At 66.9% G+C, this 17,422-nt stretch carries 16 protein-coding genes; 5 read left to right on the forward strand and 11 right to left on the reverse strand.

The window, feature by feature from the left end:
- Positions 1-69 precede the first annotated feature (69 nt).
- Both lpxO and CFB35_RS21025 read left to right on the forward strand, forming a co-directional pair.
- On the forward strand, positions 70-969 hold the full coding sequence (lpxO, locus tag CFB35_RS21020; protein WP_060311132.1) for a lipid A hydroxylase LpxO: 900 nt from the start codon (positions 70-72) through the stop codon (positions 967-969).
- A gap of 159 nt (positions 970-1,128) precedes the next feature.
- Entirely contained in the window at positions 1,129-1,920 is a 792-nt protein-coding gene (locus tag CFB35_RS21025) for a hypothetical protein (protein WP_059582430.1), read from the forward strand.
- Between the two features lie 95 nt (positions 1,921-2,015).
- On the opposite strand, the gene ahpF is transcribed toward CFB35_RS21025, so the two are convergent.
- The 5 genes from ahpF to CFB35_RS21050 all read right to left on the reverse strand — a co-directional run bounded on the left by ahpF (position 2,016) and on the right by CFB35_RS21050 (position 6,087).
- The gene (gene ahpF, locus CFB35_RS21030) at positions 2,016-3,617 is read right to left on the reverse strand and encodes an alkyl hydroperoxide reductase subunit F (RefSeq protein ID WP_060311130.1); all 1,602 of its coding nucleotides are present in this window, start codon (positions 3,615-3,617) and stop codon (positions 2,016-2,018) included.
- A gap of 118 nt (positions 3,618-3,735) precedes the next feature.
- The gene (gene ahpC / locus CFB35_RS21035; protein ID WP_011547973.1) at positions 3,736-4,299 is read right to left on the reverse strand and encodes an alkyl hydroperoxide reductase subunit C; all 564 of its coding nucleotides are present in this window, start codon (positions 4,297-4,299) and stop codon (positions 3,736-3,738) included.
- A gap of 224 nt (positions 4,300-4,523) precedes the next feature.
- Positions 4,524-4,889: a type II toxin-antitoxin system VapC family toxin gene (locus CFB35_RS21040; protein WP_089465535.1), complete on the reverse strand. Its 366-nt coding sequence runs from the start codon at positions 4,887-4,889 to the stop codon at positions 4,524-4,526.
- On the reverse strand, positions 4,883-5,101 hold the full coding sequence (locus CFB35_RS21045) for a ribbon-helix-helix protein, CopG family (RefSeq protein WP_089465536.1): 219 nt from the start codon (positions 5,099-5,101) through the stop codon (positions 4,883-4,885). Before CFB35_RS21045 ends, CFB35_RS21040 begins: the two co-directional genes overlap by 7 nt.
- Before the next feature lie 89 nt (positions 5,102-5,190).
- The gene (locus CFB35_RS21050) at positions 5,191-6,087 is read right to left on the reverse strand and encodes a LysR substrate-binding domain-containing protein (protein WP_060311128.1); all 897 of its coding nucleotides are present in this window, start codon (positions 6,085-6,087) and stop codon (positions 5,191-5,193) included.
- Positions 6,088-6,266: 179 nt separating this feature from the next.
- Here CFB35_RS21050 and CFB35_RS21055 point away from each other — a divergent pair, with 179 nt between their 5' ends.
- The 3 genes from CFB35_RS21055 to CFB35_RS21065 are packed head-to-tail and all read left to right on the forward strand — an operon-like array spanning position 6,267 to position 9,226.
- Positions 6,267-7,433 carry a branched-chain amino acid ABC transporter substrate-binding protein gene (locus CFB35_RS21055; protein ID WP_089465537.1) on the forward strand — a complete coding sequence of 389 codons (1,167 nt, stop codon included), beginning with the start codon at positions 6,267-6,269 and terminating at the stop codon, positions 7,431-7,433.
- A 25-nt stretch (positions 7,434-7,458) separates the two neighbouring features.
- A complete protein-coding gene (locus tag CFB35_RS21060; protein WP_089465538.1) occupies positions 7,459-7,983 on the forward strand; it encodes an L-2-amino-thiazoline-4-carboxylic acid hydrolase in 525 nt (174 codons plus the stop codon).
- A complete protein-coding gene (locus CFB35_RS21065; protein WP_089465779.1) occupies positions 7,976-9,226 on the forward strand; it encodes a Zn-dependent hydrolase in 1,251 nt (416 codons plus the stop codon). Before CFB35_RS21060 ends, CFB35_RS21065 begins: the two co-directional genes overlap by 8 nt.
- Before the next feature lie 36 nt (positions 9,227-9,262).
- On the opposite strand, the gene CFB35_RS21070 is transcribed toward CFB35_RS21065, so the two are convergent.
- The 6 genes from CFB35_RS21070 to pgaB form a co-directional block, all read right to left on the reverse strand.
- The gene (locus CFB35_RS21070; protein ID WP_059582412.1) at positions 9,263-10,099 is read right to left on the reverse strand and encodes a cytochrome c; all 837 of its coding nucleotides are present in this window, start codon (positions 10,097-10,099) and stop codon (positions 9,263-9,265) included.
- A gap of 277 nt (positions 10,100-10,376) precedes the next feature.
- Complete coding sequence (locus tag CFB35_RS21075) at positions 10,377-11,645, reverse strand: hypothetical protein (RefSeq protein WP_059582410.1); 1,269 nt, start codon at positions 11,643-11,645, stop codon at positions 10,377-10,379.
- Positions 11,642-13,465 carry a glutamine--fructose-6-phosphate transaminase (isomerizing) gene (glmS, locus tag CFB35_RS21080; protein ID WP_059582407.1) on the reverse strand — a complete coding sequence of 608 codons (1,824 nt, stop codon included), beginning with the start codon at positions 13,463-13,465 and terminating at the stop codon, positions 11,642-11,644. The genes CFB35_RS21075 and glmS overlap by 4 nt, the downstream gene beginning before the upstream one ends.
- 119 nt (positions 13,466-13,584) lie before the next feature.
- A complete protein-coding gene (locus CFB35_RS21085; RefSeq protein WP_059582405.1) occupies positions 13,585-14,073 on the reverse strand; it encodes a hypothetical protein in 489 nt (162 codons plus the stop codon).
- Positions 14,051-15,322 (reverse strand): poly-beta-1,6-N-acetyl-D-glucosamine synthase, encoded by a 1,272-nt coding sequence (gene pgaC, locus CFB35_RS21090; protein WP_059582402.1) that lies wholly within the window; start codon positions 15,320-15,322, stop codon positions 14,051-14,053. The genes CFB35_RS21085 and pgaC overlap by 23 nt, the downstream gene beginning before the upstream one ends.
- Positions 15,319-17,412, reverse strand: coding sequence for a poly-beta-1,6-N-acetyl-D-glucosamine N-deacetylase PgaB (gene pgaB / locus CFB35_RS21095; protein WP_059582400.1), 2,094 nt, complete (start codon positions 17,410-17,412; stop codon positions 15,319-15,321). The genes pgaC and pgaB overlap by 4 nt, the downstream gene beginning before the upstream one ends.
- Positions 17,413-17,422: the final 10 nt, after the last annotated feature.

Genomic DNA, 17,422 nt, shown 5'->3' on the forward strand with positions numbered 1-17,422 from the left:
CTACCCGTCAGAGCAGGAAATTTTTCCCCTCCCTAGAATTTCGGCAAATAGCTTACGGGGGAAATATCGATGCGCTGGGTCCTGTTGATCGTGTTCATTGCGTGTGTCGTGTACACGCATCGGCGCGGCAAGGTTCGGCACCGGTTGTTCAGGCAACTATCCGACCACTCGACCTTTACCGCACCGCTGAACTGCTTTTCGTACGCGTTCTCGTCGGTGCCGACCACGCCGTTTCTCGATACGCGGCACTTTCCGGAGCTCGCGGTGCTGCAGCGCGAATGGCGCACGTTTCGCAGCGAAGCGCTCGCGTTGCGCGACGCGAGCCGGATCAAGGCGTCGGGCGAGTACAACGACATCGGTTTCAATTCGTTCTTTCGCCACGGCTGGAAGCGTTTCTACCTGAAGTGGTATGACGCGCCGCATCCGTCCGCGCAGGCATTGTGTCCGCGTTCGGTCGAAATCCTGTCGCGGATTCCGTCGATCAAGGCGGCGATGTTCGCGCAGTTGCCGCCGGGCGGGAAGCTCGGGCTGCATCGCGATCCGTATGCGGGCTCGCTGCGCTACCACCTCGGGCTCGCTACGCCGAACGACGACGCGTGCCGGATCGTCGTCGACGGCGAATCGTACGCATGGCGCGACGGCGAGGCCGTGATGTTCGACGAGACGTACCTGCACTGGGCCGAAAACCGCACCGCGCACGATCGCGTGATCCTGTTCTGCGACATCGATCGCCCGATGAAATACCGTTGGGCGCAGCGCATCAACGATGCGTTCGGGCAACTGCTGATGCGCGCGGCCGCATCGCCGAACGAAACCGGCGATCGCACGGGCGGGCTCAATCGCGCGTTCAGGTACCTGTATGCGATTCGCCGTGCCGGCAAGCGCTTGAAGGCGTGGAATCGCACCGTGTACTACATCGTCAAGTGGCTGCTGTTCGGCGGGATCGCGGTCGCGATTTTCTGCATCTGACGGGCGACGGCGGGCGTTTCTTCCGTCTGACGATAGGGCGTACGGCAGGGCGCCGACGGCCTCGGCCGCGATCAATGCAACCAAATGTATTCGTCCGGGATCAACGGACGCTGGCCGCGTATGATGGCTTGTTCACGTGGATATGATCGGTGAGCAAGCATGACGAGTACCCGTAAGACCATGATGATCGCCGGCGGGCTCCTGGTCGCCGCGGCCGGCACCGCGTACGTGATGCTGCTGCGCGCGGACCACCGTGCGATCGAAGACGCCGGCATCGGCGACGCAGCCGCACCCGTTGCGTCGGCGCCCGCGGGCAACGATCACGCGGCGCAGGGCGCGATCGCGCCGCCCGCACCGGCTGCCGCGACGGCGCCGAAGCAGGCGGCTGCTGCCCCGTCGCCTCCCGAACCCACACCCGCGCCGGCTGCAACCGCGCGCGTCGGCGCCGCGCCCGCGCCGGTTCCGGCGATTCCGGTCGTCAGCGACAGGCCGCAACCGGTGACGAAGCCGGCCGCACCGCCGCCGAAAGTCAACGTCGTGACGGTCGATGCGCAGGATTCGACCCCCACGCCGGCTCCCGCACCGGCCGCCAAGCCCGCTCAGTCGGCGCAGTCGGCCGCACCCGCGCAGGTCACGCAGCGCGCGCCGCGCAAGCGCGACGGCCTCGAACGCCATGCGGCCGCCGCGCGGCCGGCCGCGACGAAATCCGAAACGCCGGAGACGGCCGCGCTCGTCAGGGAATCGGCGAAGCTCGATCCGTCGCTGCCGCCGCCGTCGACGTCATCGATGCAGTCGATGTCGGCGAGCACCGGTTCGTACCGGCAGGGCGGTTCGTCCTCCGGCGCGAATCCGGTGGCCGCCGCGATGACCGAGCAACTGGTCAGGCAGTCGAGCAGTTTCAAGGCGACGGCGCCTGCGCCGGCGGACGGCGGCTCGGCCGCAACCAAGTAACCGCGCGCGTTTTCGGCATAAAAAGGGCCCCGCACGCCGACCAAGGCATGCGGGGCCAAGAGAGACAAACCTTGATGTCGTCGGGCCGACGTGCGTCAGGCGGCGACCGCTTCTTCGGCCTTCGGCTGCGCGGTTGCGACGGGCGCCGCCACATCCTGCCGGATCAGGTGGTCGAACGCGCCGAGCGACGCCTTCGCGCCTTCGCCGACCGCGATCACGATCTGCTTGAACGGCACCGTCGTCACGTCGCCGGCCGCGAACACGCCCGGCACCGACGTCGCGCCGCGCGCATCGACGACGATCTCGCCGTGCTTCGACAGCTCGACGGTGCCTTTCAGCCATTCGGTGTTCGGCACGAGGCCGATCTGCACGAACACGCCTTCGAGATCGATGCGCTGCGTGTCGCCCGAGCGCAGATCCTTGTAGACGAGGCCGTTCAGCTTGCTGCCGTCGCCGGTCAGCTCGGTCGTCTGCGCCTGCGTGACGATCGTCACGTTCGGCAGGCTGCGCAGCTTGCGCTGCAGCACTTCGTCCGCGCGCAGCTGCGCGCCGAATTCGATCAGCGTGACTTCCTTCACGATGCCGGCGAGGTCGATCGCCGCCTCGACGCCCGAGTTGCCGCCGCCAACCACCGCGACACGCTTGCCCTTGAACAGCGGGCCGTCGCAGTGCGGGCAGTACGCGACCCCGCGGTTGCGGTATTCGCGCTCGCCCGGCACGTTGATTTCGCGCCAGCGTGCGCCGGTCGCGAGGATGATCGTCTTCGCCTTCAGCACCGCGCCGTTCGCGAGACGGATCTGATGCACGTCGCCCGGAATCAGCGCGTCGGCGCGCTGCACGTCCATGATGTCGACGTCGTACTGCTTCACGTGCTGTTCGAGCGCGGTCGCAAACTTCGGCCCTTCGGTTTCCTGCACCGACACGAAGTTCTCGATCGCCATCGTGTCCAGCACCTGGCCGCCGAAACGCTCGGCGACCACACCCGTCGCGATGCCCTTGCGTGCCGAGTAGATCGCCGCGGCGGCGCCCGCGGGGCCGCCGCCGACGATCAGCGTGTCGAACACCGGCTTGTTCTCGAGCGACTTCGCCGCGCGTTCGCCGGCGCCCGTATCGAGCTTCGCGAGGATTTCCTTCACGCTGCTGCGGCCCTGGCCGAACGAGGCGCCGTTCAGGAACATCGTCGGCACGGCCATGATCTGGCGCGACTCGACTTCATCCTGGAACAGCGCGCCGTCGATCGCGACGTGGCGGATGCGCGGGTTGATCAGCGACATCACGTTCAGCGCCTGCACGACTTCCGGGCAGTTCTGGCACGACAGCGAGAAATACGTTTCGAATGCGTAGTCGCCGTCGAGCGCGCGAATCTGTTCGATCACGTCGTCGTCGAGCTTGATCGGATGGCCGCCCGTTTGCAGCAAGGCGAGCACGAGCGACGTGAATTCATGGCCCATCGGGATGCCGGCGAAGCGGATGCCGGCCGGCTTGCCGGGTTCGCCGATCGAGAACGACGGCTTGCGCTCGGCGTCGTCGCGGCGTTCGGTCACGGTCACGCGATCCGTCAGCGACGCAATCTCGTTCAGCAGCGCCAGCAGTTCCTGCGATTTCGCGCTGTCGTCGAGCGAGGCGACGAGTTCGATCGGGCGCGTGATCTTTTCGAGGTACGCTTTCAGTTGATTCTTGAGATTGGCGTCGAGCATGGCGTTTCGGATTCCGTATTGATTATGCTGGTCGGGCACGTCGTGCCAGAGGAGAGGGCGGGCCGCGCGATGCAATGCCCGCCGTCGCGCGCCTCGGGCGAGGCGCGCGGAGCGATCGTCAGATCTTGCCGATCAGGTCGAGCGACGGGGTCAGCGTTTCCGCACCCGGCGTCCACTTGGCCGGGCACACTTCACCCGGGTGCGCCGCGATGTATTGCGCGGCTTGCACCTTGCGCAGCAGTTCGCCAGCGTCGCGGCCGATGCCGTTGTCGTGGATTTCGCACAGCTTGATCTCGCCTTCCGGGTTGATCACGAACGTGCCGCGCAGCGCCATCCCTTCTTCCTCGATCAGCACGTCGAAGTTGCGCGACAGCGTGAGCGTCGGGTCGCCGACCAGCGGGTACTTGATCTTGGCGATCGTGTCCGACGTGTCGTGCCATGCCTTGTGCGTGAAGTGCGTGTCGGTCGACACGCCGTAGATTTCGACACCCAGCTTCTGGAATTCCGCGTAACGGTCGGCGAGGTCGCCCAGCTCGGTCGGGCAGACGAACGTGAAGTCGGCCGGGTAGAACACGACGACGGACCACTTGCCCTTGAAGTTCTCTTCCGAGACGGGCACGAATTCGCCGTTGTGGTAAGCGGTTGCCTTGAACGGCTTGATTTGGGTGTTGATGATCGGCATCTGGGTAATTCCTTTTCGTTAGTGGTGAGTGGAGTGTTGCCAGTATCCGGGTTCACCCTGTGTTTGTGAAATTGCTTGTTTCAATCCGGGGCATCGGGATTTTCTATCTGCTTCCGGCCCTTGATTGGGTGGGGGGAGCGGAGGGCGTTGATGCGGGCGCCCGCTCGGCATGAGGCGGGTCGGGGGACGTGCTGGGAAGGCGTATGCGCTGGGCGTACGCCGGCTTAGATCTGATACGGCACGCGAACGCCGGGTTCGGAGGCGGGAAAGTCCTTCGTGTTGCGCGATACGAGCAGCAGACCGTTCACTTGCGCCGATGCCCACACGATCGCGTCGGGCAGGCGTATCCGGCGGTCCTTGCGAATCGTCACCGCGCGATTTGCAACCGTGCTGTCGAGTGCGATGACGTCGAACGACGAGAGCCATGCACGGATGGGTGCCTCGTCCCTTGCGGACGCCCCGGCGAGGACTTCCATCCACGTGATCATGCTGATTGCGCGATAGTCGTAGCGGCCTAACTCCGCACGGGCGGATTCCACGCCGCCCAGATAATCGATCAGGATGTTGGTGTCGAAAAGGGCTTTTACCATTCCGAGCGCAATTCCTCTTGATAGGCGAGCCCATCGATCGTGCGATCTTTCCAGAGACCGAAGACGTCGTCGGCAAGCCGGGGCTTGTTCAGGGCAATGTAGGCGTCGATCGCGTCACGAATGATGGCGGCGCGGGGACGGTGTTGAGTCTCGACGATGACGGCCAATGCGTCTAGTTGGCCATCCGACAGATCGACCAGAATCCGACCCATGATAACCTCCGATATATGATATGCATATCATATATGCGGGCTTAAAAGTATGCAAGGCCCCGGCAGGACGACGCTGCAAGGAGCCCCGCTCAAATCCCCGCCATCTTCCTCAACCATTCCGCCAGCCGCCGCGCCCCGTCCGGCATGTCCGCGTCCTCGCGCGTGCACAGGTAGTAGTCGCGCCCGTCGTCGAGCGCATGGTCGAACAGTTGCACGAGTTCGCCGTTCGCCAGTTCGCGCTGGACCAGCGGCGCGCGCAGCAGCGCGGCGCCGAGGTCCGCGCGGGCCGCGCTCAGCGTGAGCTGGCCGTCCTCGAACATCGGCCCCACCGCGTGCGACATGTGCCGCACGCCGGCGCCCTGCAGCCAGTTGACCCACGTGCTGCGATCCTCGTCGTGCACGAGCGGCGCACGCGCGAGATCGGCCGGCGTGCGGAACGGCCCGTGACGCTTCAGGAACGACGGGCTGCACATCGGCACCATCGCGCCCGGCAGCAGCCGCTCGCAGCGGTAGCCGGGCCAGTCGCCGGTGCCGAAGCGGATCGACAGGTCCGATGCATCGCTTCGGTAGTTGCGGTGATGCGCGTACAGCACCGTGACGTCGACATCGGTGTTGTCGGCCAAGAACGCATGCAGCCGGGGAATGAACCAGCCGATGCCGAGCAGCGGAATCAGGCTGACGGTGATCTGGCGCAGCGACGAACGGTCGCGCACGAAGCGCGTCGCGCTGCGCAGCACCGAGAACGCCGCGCTGATCGACCGGTAGTAGTCGCGCCCCTCGTCGGTGAGCGCGAGCAGCCGGCCTTCGCGCACCGTCAGCGGCGTCTGGATGAACGCTTCGAGCAGTTGCAGCTGATGGCTGACCGCCGACGGCGTGATGTCGAGTTCGCCCGCCGCCGCGGTGACGGAGCCCAGACGCGCGAACGCTTCGAACGCACGCACCGCGCGCAGCGGCGGATCGTGCGGCAATTGTTCGATATTTTTCATGTATCGAATTTTATCGAAAAATCAGGGTAAGCGACAACACAAAAATATCGTGTATTTACAGAGACATACGGTAATTTGTCGAGAACGGTATAAGCATCCAACAATTGGGTATTTGGGGTTTGGTGGTTGAATATTTAATATTTTTCATGTTTATGATTCGATTCACCGATCCCTCGCACATGAAAATCGCTTTCCTCTCCGCCAGTCTCGCCTTCTCCGCGGCCGCCCTCGTCGCCGCCGTTCCCGCGTTCGCGCAGTCCGCTCCGCAGACGGTCCTGATCGGCCTCGCCGCGCCGCTCACCGGCCCGTCCGCGCGAATCGGCAAGGATCTGCAGAACGGCGCGCAACTCGCGATCGACGACGCGAACGCCAAGCATCCAACCATCGGCGGCAGGCCGGTCGTCTACAAGCTCGTCGCGGCCGACGACCAGTCCGATCCGCGCACGGCCGTCGCGGTCGCGCAGCAACTCGTCGACCAGCACGTGATCGGCGTCGTCGGTCACTGGAACACGGGCTGCAGCGTGCCGGCGTCGCGCGTGTACCGCGATGCGGGCATCCCGCAGATCGCCCCGGCGTCCACCGGCCATCAATACACGCAGCAGGGCTACGCGACGGCGTTGCGCATCATGGGTCACGACGATGCGGGTGGCCACTTCACCGGTGCATACGCGGTGAAGACGCTGAAGGCGAAGCGCATCGCGGTGATCGACGATCGCACGTCATTCGGCGCGGGGCTGGCCGACCAGTTCATCCAGGGCGTGCAGGCGAACGGCGGCACGATCGTCGATCGCCAGTACGTGAACGACAAGACCACCGATTTCAGCGGCGTGCTGACCGCGATCAAGGGCAAGCGCGCGGATCTCGTGTTCTTCGGCGGCCTCGACGCGCAGGCCGCGCCGATCGCGCGCCGGATGCGCCAGCTCGGCGTGAACGCGCCGCTGCTCGGCGCGGGCGGCTTCGTGAGCCAGACCTTCCTGTCGCTCGCCGGCAAGGACGGCGACGGCGTGACGGCGCTCGAGCCGGGCCTGCCGCTCGACCGGATGCCGGGCGGCAAGACGTTCGATGCGCAATACCAGGCGCGCTATCACGCGCCGATCGAACTGCATGCGCCGTTCGCGTACGACGCGGCCGCCACGCTGATCGCGGCCGCGCAGAAGGCCGGCACGACCCAGCCGGCGAAGCTCGTCGCAGCCGTTCGCGCGATCGACCGGCCCGGCGTGACGGGGCGCATCGCATTCGACGCCGAAGGCAACCTGAAGGACCCGGCCTTCACGATCTACCAGGTGCGCGGCGGCAAGTGGGCCGTCGTCGACGTGCTCGGCGGCTCGCGTACCGCCGTCAAGTAACGATAAAACGACCAGGACGATCCCCATGACCGAAGCGAACCCGACATCCGCCGCCGCACCCGAGGACACACGCCTCGGGATTCTCGCGCGGCGCCGCATCGAAGCGGAAATCATCAAGCCGATCTACGAGATCATGAAGCGCGAGTTCGGCGCCGAGCGCGCGCAGGCCGTGATCGCCGAAGCCGTGCGCGGCGCGGCCGTCGATGCGGGCCGTACGTTCGCCGCGCAGGAGCCGGACGGCCCGAGCGTGAAGTCGTTCATCGCGCTGCAGGTGCTGTGGGAGAAGGACGATGCGCTCGACGTCGAGGTGCGGCGCGCGGACGACGCGCACTACGACTACGACGTGCATCGCTGCAGCTACGCCGAGATGTATCACGCGATGGGGCTTGGCGAGATCGGGCACCTGCTGAGCTGCGCGCGCGACAGCTATTTCATCCAGGGTTACGCGCCGGGCATCGCGCTCACGCGCACGAGCACGATCATGCAGGGCGGCAAGCGCTGCGATTTCCGCTATGCGCTGCAACGCGCGCCGGAGCACGGCGATGCATGACGCTATCGTGACCATGCCGCGCGTCGACGGCGACCGTCTGTGGGCGTCGCTCGAACGGATGGCGCAGATCGGCGCGACGCCGAAGGGCGGCGTCTGCCGTCTCGCGCTGACCGATCTCGACCGCGAGTCGCGCGACCTGTTCGTGCAGTGGGCGCGCGACGCCGGCTGCACGGTGCGCGTCGATCGGATGGGCAACGTGTTCGCGCGCCGCGCGGGCCGCAATCCGGGCGCCGCGCCCGTGATGACGGGCTCGCACGCCGATTCGCAGCCGACCGGCGGCCGCTACGACGGCATCTACGGCGTGCTCGGCGGGCTCGAAGTCGTGCGCGCGCTGAACGATGCGGGCATCGAGACCGAACGCCCGATCGACGTCGTGATCTGGACCAACGAGGAAGGCTCGCGCTTCGCGCCGGCGATGGTATCGGCCGGCGTGTTCTCGGGCGTCTACACGCTCGAATACGGGCTGTCGCGCACCGACGGCGCGGGCCGGACGATCGGCGAGGAGCTCGAACGGATCGGCTACGCGGGTGCGGAGCCGGTCGGCGGCTATCCGGTGCACGCCGCGTACGAACTGCATATCGAGCAGGGCGCGATTCTCGAACGGGCCGGCAAGACGATCGGCGTCGTGACGGCCGGGCAGGGGCAGCGCTGGTACGAGGTGACGCTGACCGGGGTCGATGCGCACGCCGGTACGACGCCAATGGAGTTTCGTCGCGACGCGCTGGTGGGCGCCGCGCGGATGATCTCGTTCGTCGACGAGCTCGGCCGCCGTTACGCACCGGATGCGCGCGCAACGGTCGGGATGATCGAGGCGCGGCCGAATTCGCGCAATACGGTGCCGGGCGGCTGTTTTTTCACGGTGGAATTCCGGCATCCCGACGATGCGGTCCTCGACGAACTGGACGCGGCGCTGCGCGCGGAGCTCGCGCGCGTGGCCGACGAAACCGGCCTCGGCGCGCGGATCGAGCAGATTTTCACGTATGCGCCGGTGCCGTTCGCGCCACGCTGTATCGACACGGTGCGCGACGCGGCCCGCGCGCTCGGGTTGTCGCACATGGACATCGTGTCCGGTGCGGGACACGACGCGTGCTATGTCGCGCGTGTCGCGCCGACCGGGATGATCTTCGTGCCGTGTGTGGACGGGCTGAGCCACAACGAGGCGGAAGCGATTACGCCGGAATGGGCGACGGCGGGCGCCGACGTGCTGTTGCGCGCGGTGTTGCAGAGTGCGCAGGAAGCGTAAGCGCGACGCGTGCGGCCGGGCTGCGGAGCGCTCGCGTTACTTCCCCGCCTTGCGCCGCGCCATATACGCGAGATACGCGACGATCTGGTCGAGTTCGCGGTCGCTCAACTGTTCGGGCGGAAACGCCGGCATGCTGCGGCCCGGCCAGTCGCGTACCGACGCCGGGTTGCGGATGTAGCGGCGCAGCGCGGCGGGCTGGAAATAGTCGACCGGATTCATCGGCGTGTTCAGGTCGGGGCCGGCGCGGCTGCTGCCCGCGCCGTCGATGCGATGACACGCGAGACATTGCGTGACGAACAGCCGCTGGCCCGCGCGGGCCGGATCGTTCGCGGGCAACGCGGCATCGACCGCGAGCGACGGCCAGCGCGCGAGCGGCGACGATTCGATCGTGATGCGCACGATCTGGTACGGCCACTGCTCGCCGCGCACCGACGGCGCGTCCGGCCCGAGCCAGACGAGATAGAACGGCCCCGCGCCGACCTGCTTGCCGGGCAGCTTCGGCCACGGATGGGCCGGATCCTCGATCGCGAGCCACGGGACCGCGCCGGCCGGCGCGCGGCGGCGCACGAGATCGAGCGGCAATTGCGCGGCGAAACCGTCGGCCGCGCGCGTTTCGAGCACGCCGTCGGCCGGCAGCGGCGTGTCGCCGAGCAGCGCGGCGAACGGCACCGCGCGGAACGTCATCGGCCGGCCGTATGCGATGTCGCGCGGCACGTGGATGTCGGTCGCGTCCGGACGCGCGAGCAGCGCCTGGCGGGTGAGGGCGCGGGCCGTGCCGTCGGTGTCGAGTTCGAGCGTGGACTGAGCCGACGCGCGTTGCCCGAGCAGGCAGACGGTCAGCAGCACGAGCGAAAACCACTGGCGCTTCAGCATTCGTTCTCCGGGAAGGGGCGTTCCGGCGGCGGCAGGCGGGCCGCCGCGGTCGATGGAAGGAATCGGGCGACAGTCTATCCGGTACGGGCGGCGCTGGCGAATTCGGCGCGCAAGGGCATGGCCGTCATGACCGGACCGGCCCGCGGCAGGGCTCGACCAACGGGGCGCCGAGTGGGCGAGGTGTCGTCATAGCGGTTCGGACCGCGGAGGACAAACGCTCACGGTGGCGATATGCGGTCTACCCGCGTTCACGACATTGCGTGACCGGCCATCGTCGTCAATGACTCGAACAAGCCGCTTCGCTCTTCGGCATGGGTGTGCGTTGCGCCGGTTCGAAATCGGCTTCACGCAGTCCCGACGGCGTCAGCGACACGAAATGCATCGCCGTGCCGCGCGCCGGGAAACCGGCGATGCCGGTCGAGCCCCACGGAATCGGCGAACGCTGCACGCCGCTCACCGCGATATCCGCCGGCGCAAGCGCGAGCGTCAGCAGCCGCCCGTCGCGGGTCGGCACATACGCGTGCGTGCCGGCGACACCGAGGTCTGATTCGCGCACCGACGCCGGCAGGCAATCGAGCGTCGCCGTGCGGCGGCCGTCCGGCGCGATCAGCATCGCGACGCCGCGATCGTCCGCCGTCGTCGTGACGACGATGAAACGGTCGATCTCCGGCACATAGGCGGCCGAATACACGTAGTACTGGATCGCGTCGTTCAGCGATCCGAGTTTTTCCAGCTTCGCGGTGACGGGGTCGAACATCGCGTATTCGAGCGTCGCGTCCGTGCTGCCTTCGATGAACTTCTGCCACACGAGCAGCGCGTTGCGCGGCGAGCCCGCGATCACGGGCCACCACTCGCGGCGGCGCGGCGCGACCGCGACATGGTTCAGTACGCGCCCCGCCGCATCGTAGGTTTTCAGGTAGACACCGTTGCCGCTGCCGAGGTTGTCGACCCCGCCGCCGTTGACCCAGTCGGCCGAATAGAACACGACGAAGCGGTCGCCGGCCGTCGCGACATGCCCCGAATGGCCGCCCGATTCGACGTCGTTCGGGTAGGGCTTGACCGGTTTCAGGTCGCGGCGGTAGACGCCGTAGCGCTGGCTGACTTCCTGCGGCGCGTTCCAGCCGTCCTCGAACGTGACGAAGATGTCGCCGCGCGCGTTCTGCGCGATCGACACGGGTTCCTGCGCCTCGGGGCGGCTGATGAACGTGCGCACGTGCAGCACGCGCGTCCCGCCGGGCAGCCATTCGCCGACGTACACGTCATGCGGCCAGTTGCCGCCGCGCCGCGCGCCGCGCGGCACGATGCCCGAGCTGCTGAAGAACACCCAGCGTTTGCCGTCGCCGGCGTCGGCCACGCCGATTCCGTGCATGAAGCGCCGCGGGTCGCCGCTGTCCTGCGGCGACGGGGCGGTCGACACCGTGACCGTATGCACGACCGGCGCGCCGGCGAAGGCCGGCGGCGACGCCGTGCCGATGCCGCCCGCGCCGCAAAGGGCAATTGCGGCCAGCCGCACGACGGCCTGTACCGGGCGCGTTCGCCGCATCATTCGACGGTTACCGATTTCGCGAGGTTGCGCGGCTTGTCGACGTCGGCGCCGCGCGCGCAGCCGACGTGATACGCGAGCAGTTGCAACGGAATCACGTTGACGATCGGCGACAGCAGGTCGCCCGATTCGCGCACGCGGATCAGGTGCGTGTCGCGGTCGGCGTCGATCTCGAGCTGACTGCCGGCCAGCACGTAAAGCCGGCCGCCGCGTGCACGCACCTCGGCCATGTTGGACTTCAGCTTCTGGAACAGGCGGTCGTCCGGCGCGATCGTGACGACCGGCATCGCGCTCGTGACGAGCGCGAGCGGCCCGTGCTTCAGCTCGCCGGCCGCATAGCCTTCCGCGTGGATGTACGACACTTCCTTCAGCTTCAGGGCGCCTTCCAGTGCGATCGGGAAATGGATGCCGCGGCCGAGGAACAGCGCGTTCTCGGTGCGCGCGAACTTCGTGGCCCAGCCCATGATCTGCGTTTCCAGCGCGAGCGCGTGGCCGATGCGCCCGGGCAGCGCGCGCAACTGCTTCAGGTGCGTCGCGACTTGCGCGGCATCGAGCCGGCCGCGTAGTTGCGCGAGCGTCAGCGTCAGCAAGAACAGCGCGACGAGCTGCGTGGTGAACGCCTTGGTCGACGCGACGCCGAGTTCGGCGCCGGCCCGCGTCAGGAACCGCAGTGGCGCGTTGCGCGCGATCGTGCTGGTCGCGACGTTGCAGATCGCCATCGACAAATCCTGGCCCATCGTGCGCGCCTGCTCGATCGCGCCGATGGTGTCGGCCGTTTCGCCCGACTGCGAGATGCCGACGACAAGCGTGCGCGGATCGGCCACCGTGTCGCGGTAGCGGTATTCGCTGGCGATCTCGACCTGGGCCGGCACGCCCGCGATGCTTTCGAGCCAGTACTTCGCCGTGAGGCCCGCGTAGTAGCTGGTGCCGCAGCCGAGCAGCAGCACGCTTCTGACTCGCGACAGCAGCCCGCGCGTGCCTTCCGTCGCGTCGAACAGCGCCGGCGAGATCGTGTCGATGCCGTCGAGCGTGCTGTCGATCGCCTTCGGTTGCTCGAAGATTTCCTTCTGCATGAAGTGCTGGTACGGGCCGAGCGCGGCATCGTCCGCGCGCGCCTTCACTTCGCACAACGGGCGCCGTGCTTCCTGCCCGCCCGCATCGACCACGGCGATGCGATCCGGCGTGATCAGCGCGACGTCGCCGTCCTCCAGGTACACGAAGCGGTCGGTCAGGTCGCCGAGCGCCGCGCAGTCGGACGCGAGGTAGTTCTGCTCGGCGCCGATGCCGATCACGAGCGGCGAGCCGGCGCGCGCGGCGACGAGGCGCTGCGGCTCGCGCGCGCCGAGCACCGCGATCGCGTACGCGCCGTGCAGCCGTTTGACCGCGCGCACCACCGCGTCGAACAGGTCGTCGCGATAGAGGCTGTGGATCAGGTGCGCGATGACCTCGGTGTCGGTCTGCCCGCGAAACGTATAGCCGAGTTGCTTCAGTTCGGCGCGCAGCGTGTCGTGGTTCTCGATGATCCCGTTGTGCACGACGGCGATCGTGTCGCCCGACATGATCGGATGCGCGTTCATTTCAGACGGCGCGCCATGTGTCGCCCAGCGCGTATGCGCGATGCAGGTCTGCGCTTCGAGGCCGAGCGTCAGCACACGGTCCTGCAGGTCCGTCACGCGTCGCAGCGTGCGTTCGCTGCGCAGGCGGCCGTCGCCCTGAACGGCGATGCCGCACGAATCGTAGCCGCGATATTCGAGCCGGCTCAGTGCATTGACCAGTTGCGGCACCTGATTGTTCAGGCCGCTTGCTCCGACGATTCCGCACATGATTCACCTCGTCTCCAGGAAGTTTTCTGGCTGGCGCGCGATGCGCGGCAGCACGATGTCAGGAGCGGTGCCGCGTCGCACGGCAGGCGTCGCGCGCGGCGCGGCACGTCTCCGGCGATCTATTCGCGGGGCTGCGGCCCGGCATGGGCAACCCATTCGATGCCCGAAATCGACCCGTTCGCATCGTGCGACGCGACGAGAATGCGCGTCGTGCGGCGCGCGCCGCGCCGGCGCTCGCTCGCGAACGCGGTCGGCGGCACGGAGCGCACCTTCACGCTGGCCGAGCGTCGCACCATCTTCGACACGCGCAGGCGATAGGCGAATGGATGCACGACGCGTCCCGCGATCAGCCACATGACGATCGTGCCGGCGATCAGCGCGATGCTCGTCACGTAGAACACGATCTGCTCGATCGGCATCTCGGCCTCGTTGAACGGCAGCAGGTAGCGGTACGTATAGATGCAGATCGATGCCCATACACCGCCGACCAGCGCGGGCCGCACGAGGCGGAACCATGCGACGAGCACGGGCCCGACGATGCCGCCGCGTTCGGCGATCATGTCGCGCGGGGCGCGCAGGGAAAGGTCAATAATCGGCGCGTTCTTCATGTTGAATGCCTCGGTCGGGACTGACCCAGACGGCGCGCTTGCCGCGGCCCCGCAGTACGACGGCGGGCAGGGCGACGACGGTGGTGATCATGCTGATCAGCCAGAACGCGACGGGGTACCAGATGGTGTCAAGGAAGTACATCAGGAGTTTTTCGTCGTAACGACGATCGATCATGCTGCCGATGATCAGCTGCAGGATGCAGGTCGCGACCAGCAGCATCCCGTGCCAGTGCGGCACCACGGACACATGCCAGTTCGGCGGAAGCGGGTAGACGACGTCGATCAGCGCGAGCAGCAGGATGAACGACATCGAGTACGCCCACGCGATGCCGATCAGGTACTCGACGAACAGCGGCCACATCATCATCTGCGTGGGCCGCATCAGCGTGCCCGCGTACTTGAGCAGCACCTGGATGCCGCCCTTGGACCAGCGCAGCCGCTGCCGGTAGAGCCCCTTGAGCGTCTCGGGCATCAGGATCCAGCTGAGCGCGTGCGGCTCGTACACGACGCGCCAGTCGCGGCACTGCAGCTTCCAGCTGATGTCGATGTCCTCGGTGAGCATGTCCGAGCTCCAGTAGCCGACGTCGGCGAGCGCGGTCTTGCGGAACATCGTGATCACGCCCGATACCGTGAAGATGCGGCCGTACACCTGCTGCGTGCGCTTGATCAGCCCGACGATCGACGAGAATTCGCCGACCTGCATGCGGCCGAGCAGCGACGTGCGCGTGCGGATGCGCGGGTTGCCGGTCACCGCGCCCACGCCCGGGTCGGTCAGGAAATGTTCGAGCATCCAGCCGATCGCGTCGTGCGCGAGCAGCGCGTCGCCGTCGATACAGAGCAGGTATTCCGCGTTGGATACCGCGGCCGCGGTCGTGAGCCCGACCGCCTTGCCTTCGTTGCGCGCGTGATGGATCACGAGCAGCCGCGGGATCTCGACGGCCAGCTCGTTGAGGATCTCGCCGGTGCGATCCTTGCTGCCGTCGTTGACCGCGATGATGTCGTAGTTCGGATACAGCATCCCGTTCAGATGGGCGATCACGCTGCGCGCGTTCGCGGCTTCGTTGAAGCAGGGCACGACGATCGACACCTTCGGGATGCCGCTCGACGCGATCGTGCGTGTCGACAGCTCGCGGCCTTCCTCGAGCAGGAAGTAGTGCACGACGCCGCCGATCATCCACAGATACGACATGAAGAACGGATAGTAGAAGACGAAATCCTGCAGGCGCTGGATCAGGCTATGGGAGGTCATGGCGTCTTGGTTCCCCGCGATTGCTGCATCTGCATCAGCGCGTTGATGGAGGTTGGGTCGAGGCGCGACTTCAGCGACATCACGTCGCGCATCGCGTCGAGCTCCGGCTGGCCGGTCAGGAAGTTGTCGGGGTAGTAGCCGAAATTCACGGCGCCCTTGCTGCGCAGCCGCCGCATCTGCGCGAGCAGCGTGCTGGCCGGCACCGCCTTCTGCCCGTGCCAGTCGTACGACTGCAGTTCGAACACGGTGCGCTGCAGCCCGCGCTGCTTCGCGCGCACCGCCTTCACGAGCTGGTCGAGCCAGCCTTCCGGGTCCTTCGCCTGTTCCATGTACGGCATCGCCATCAGCGCGACGTAGTCGTAGGCGGCGATGAAATCGTCGTAGTTCTGCGCATACCACGCTTCCGATTCGGGCTTGAGCACCGGCATCGCGAAGATGTTGCGCGCGGTCAGCACGTCGCCGGCGTTCTGGTGGGCCAGCACGATCTGTTCGAGCTGCCGGGTCATGTCGATCAGGTAGCGCGTCTTCTGGCGCGTCCAGCGCTTCATCAGGTCGGGGTTCTCGCGGATCTTGCCGACGTCGGCCGGCAGCCCCCATTGCGAATAGGTGCGCAGCGCATGCCGGCCCGCATCCTCGTAGTCGTCGAGCACGGCGTCGTCGCCGAACAGGATGCCGCTGAACGACGCGTGCTTGCTGAGATCCTCGTAGACCTGCTGGATCATCAGCCGCGAATCGGGATCGAACGGGCTCAGCCGGAACACGCGCGCGCCGTTCTCGCGGGCCGGCGCGCCGCCGTAGGCGCTGACGGCTTCGAGCGCGCGCAGCTTGTCGGCCGGCGGCCGGAACGCGAGCACCGGCATCCACGCGTATACCTGCACGTTGGACCGCGTGTTGAGCTGCCACGCGGCACGCGAGAACAGGTCGGAACGCATCGGCAGATGCCGGTTCGGGAAATACACCGCTTCGGCCACGCCCGTCCCCTTCGGATCCGCATACGCCTGCAGGTACACCGATTTCGGCTGCATCCGGTAGATGCGCTCGATCAGCTTGCCGAGATTCGCTTCCTGCCGCGCGGGATCGGGGTCGTAGACCTGGTCGAGATCGACCTGCACGGTACGCTCGGGCATGTCGACGTCGCCGCGGTTCGACGCCGGCTCGCGCATCGAGCGCTCGAACCCGCCGATATCGACGTCGTACATCATCAGGATTCGTCTGAGCCGGTCGAGCGGCACGTCCGGCGTATTCGGGCCGGCATCGAGGCTGAACTGGATGTCCATGCCGAGCGATGTCGAGATCTGGCGCACGGGCTGGTTTTCCGCGCCGTACGGCCACACCATCGAGCGCGCGACGATGCCGGTGCGTTGGCGGATCTGCCGCACGCAAGTCTGCAGGTCGTCGTGCACGCGGGCGTGGAATTCGGCGTCGGTTTCATAGCGCTTCTGGTCTTGCAGGTACAGGTGCGACGTGGTCGCCGGCAATTCGTTGCCTTGCGGATTCGCGATCGCGCCATGATGCAGATTGTGGGTGTGGCAGCCGAGCTCGACGAATTCCGACTGCCCGAGCTTCTTCACCTCGTCCCACGACAGGAAGTAGTCGCGCGGCACCTGAACCTTGTCGCTGATGCGGATCGGCGTATCCGGCGGCGTGTCGATCCACGCGGTGACGAGGCCCATCACGGCCGGATACTTGAAGCGCTCCAGCAGCGGCAGCACCTTCGTGTAGTGGCTGCGAAAGCCATCGTCGAACGTGAGCAGCACCGAGCGCGGCGGCAGCGGCTTGCCGCCGCGCCGCGACGCCTCGATCTGCTTGACCGTGATGGTGTGGTAGTTGTTGGTCTGCAGCCACGAGAAGATCGCGGTCAGCGTACCGGTATCGACCGCGAACGGATCGATGATCGCGGTCGGCGACGAAAACGACGCCATCAGGTTGTCGCGCACGTCGTGCAGGCAGATCACGCGAAACGTCTTGCCGTCGGCCGGGTCGGACGGCGGCAGCAGGTCGATCATCTTGGCGCCGCTCACGCCCGGGAACAGCGAACAGGCGGCAAACGTGCCGAGGCATCCGCACATGAAGGTCCGTCTGGATTGCATTCAGCGCTCC

The organism is Burkholderia sp. AU16482, from assembly GCF_002223285.1.
Taxonomy (GTDB): domain Bacteria; phylum Pseudomonadota; class Gammaproteobacteria; order Burkholderiales; family Burkholderiaceae; genus Burkholderia; species Burkholderia semiarida.

Bases quoted from the DNA above. Each gene is read 5' to 3' on its own strand.
- lpxO (WP_060311132.1), top strand. From the start codon at position 70: ATGCGCTGGGTCCTGTTGATCGTGTTCATTGCGTGTGTCGTGTACACG.
- CFB35_RS21025 (WP_059582430.1), top strand. From the start codon at position 1,129: ATGACGAGTACCCGTAAGACCATGATGATCGCCGGCGGGCTCCTGGTC.
- ahpF (WP_060311130.1), bottom strand. From the start codon at position 3,617: ATGCTCGACGCCAATCTCAAGAATCAACTGAAAGCGTACCTCGAAAAG.
- ahpC (WP_011547973.1), bottom strand. From the start codon at position 4,299: ATGCCGATCATCAACACCCAAATCAAGCCGTTCAAGGCAACCGCTTAC.
- CFB35_RS21040 (WP_089465535.1), bottom strand. From the start codon at position 4,889: ATGGTAAAAGCCCTTTTCGACACCAACATCCTGATCGATTATCTGGGC.
- CFB35_RS21045 (WP_089465536.1), bottom strand. From the start codon at position 5,101: ATGGGTCGGATTCTGGTCGATCTGTCGGATGGCCAACTAGACGCATTG.
- CFB35_RS21050 (WP_060311128.1), bottom strand. From the start codon at position 6,087: ATGAAAAATATCGAACAATTGCCGCACGATCCGCCGCTGCGCGCGGTG.
- CFB35_RS21055 (WP_089465537.1), top strand. From the start codon at position 6,267: ATGAAAATCGCTTTCCTCTCCGCCAGTCTCGCCTTCTCCGCGGCCGCC.
- CFB35_RS21060 (WP_089465538.1), top strand. From the start codon at position 7,459: ATGACCGAAGCGAACCCGACATCCGCCGCCGCACCCGAGGACACACGC.
- CFB35_RS21065 (WP_089465779.1), top strand. From the start codon at position 7,976: ATGCATGACGCTATCGTGACCATGCCGCGCGTCGACGGCGACCGTCTG.
- CFB35_RS21070 (WP_059582412.1), bottom strand. From the start codon at position 10,099: ATGCTGAAGCGCCAGTGGTTTTCGCTCGTGCTGCTGACCGTCTGCCTG.
- CFB35_RS21075 (WP_059582410.1), bottom strand. From the start codon at position 11,645: ATGATGCGGCGAACGCGCCCGGTACAGGCCGTCGTGCGGCTGGCCGCA.
- glmS (WP_059582407.1), bottom strand. From the start codon at position 13,465: ATGTGCGGAATCGTCGGAGCAAGCGGCCTGAACAATCAGGTGCCGCAA.
- CFB35_RS21085 (WP_059582405.1), bottom strand. From the start codon at position 14,073: ATGAAGAACGCGCCGATTATTGACCTTTCCCTGCGCGCCCCGCGCGAC.
- pgaC (WP_059582402.1), bottom strand. From the start codon at position 15,322: ATGACCTCCCATAGCCTGATCCAGCGCCTGCAGGATTTCGTCTTCTAC.
- pgaB (WP_059582400.1), bottom strand. From the start codon at position 17,412: ATGCAATCCAGACGGACCTTCATGTGCGGATGCCTCGGCACGTTTGCC.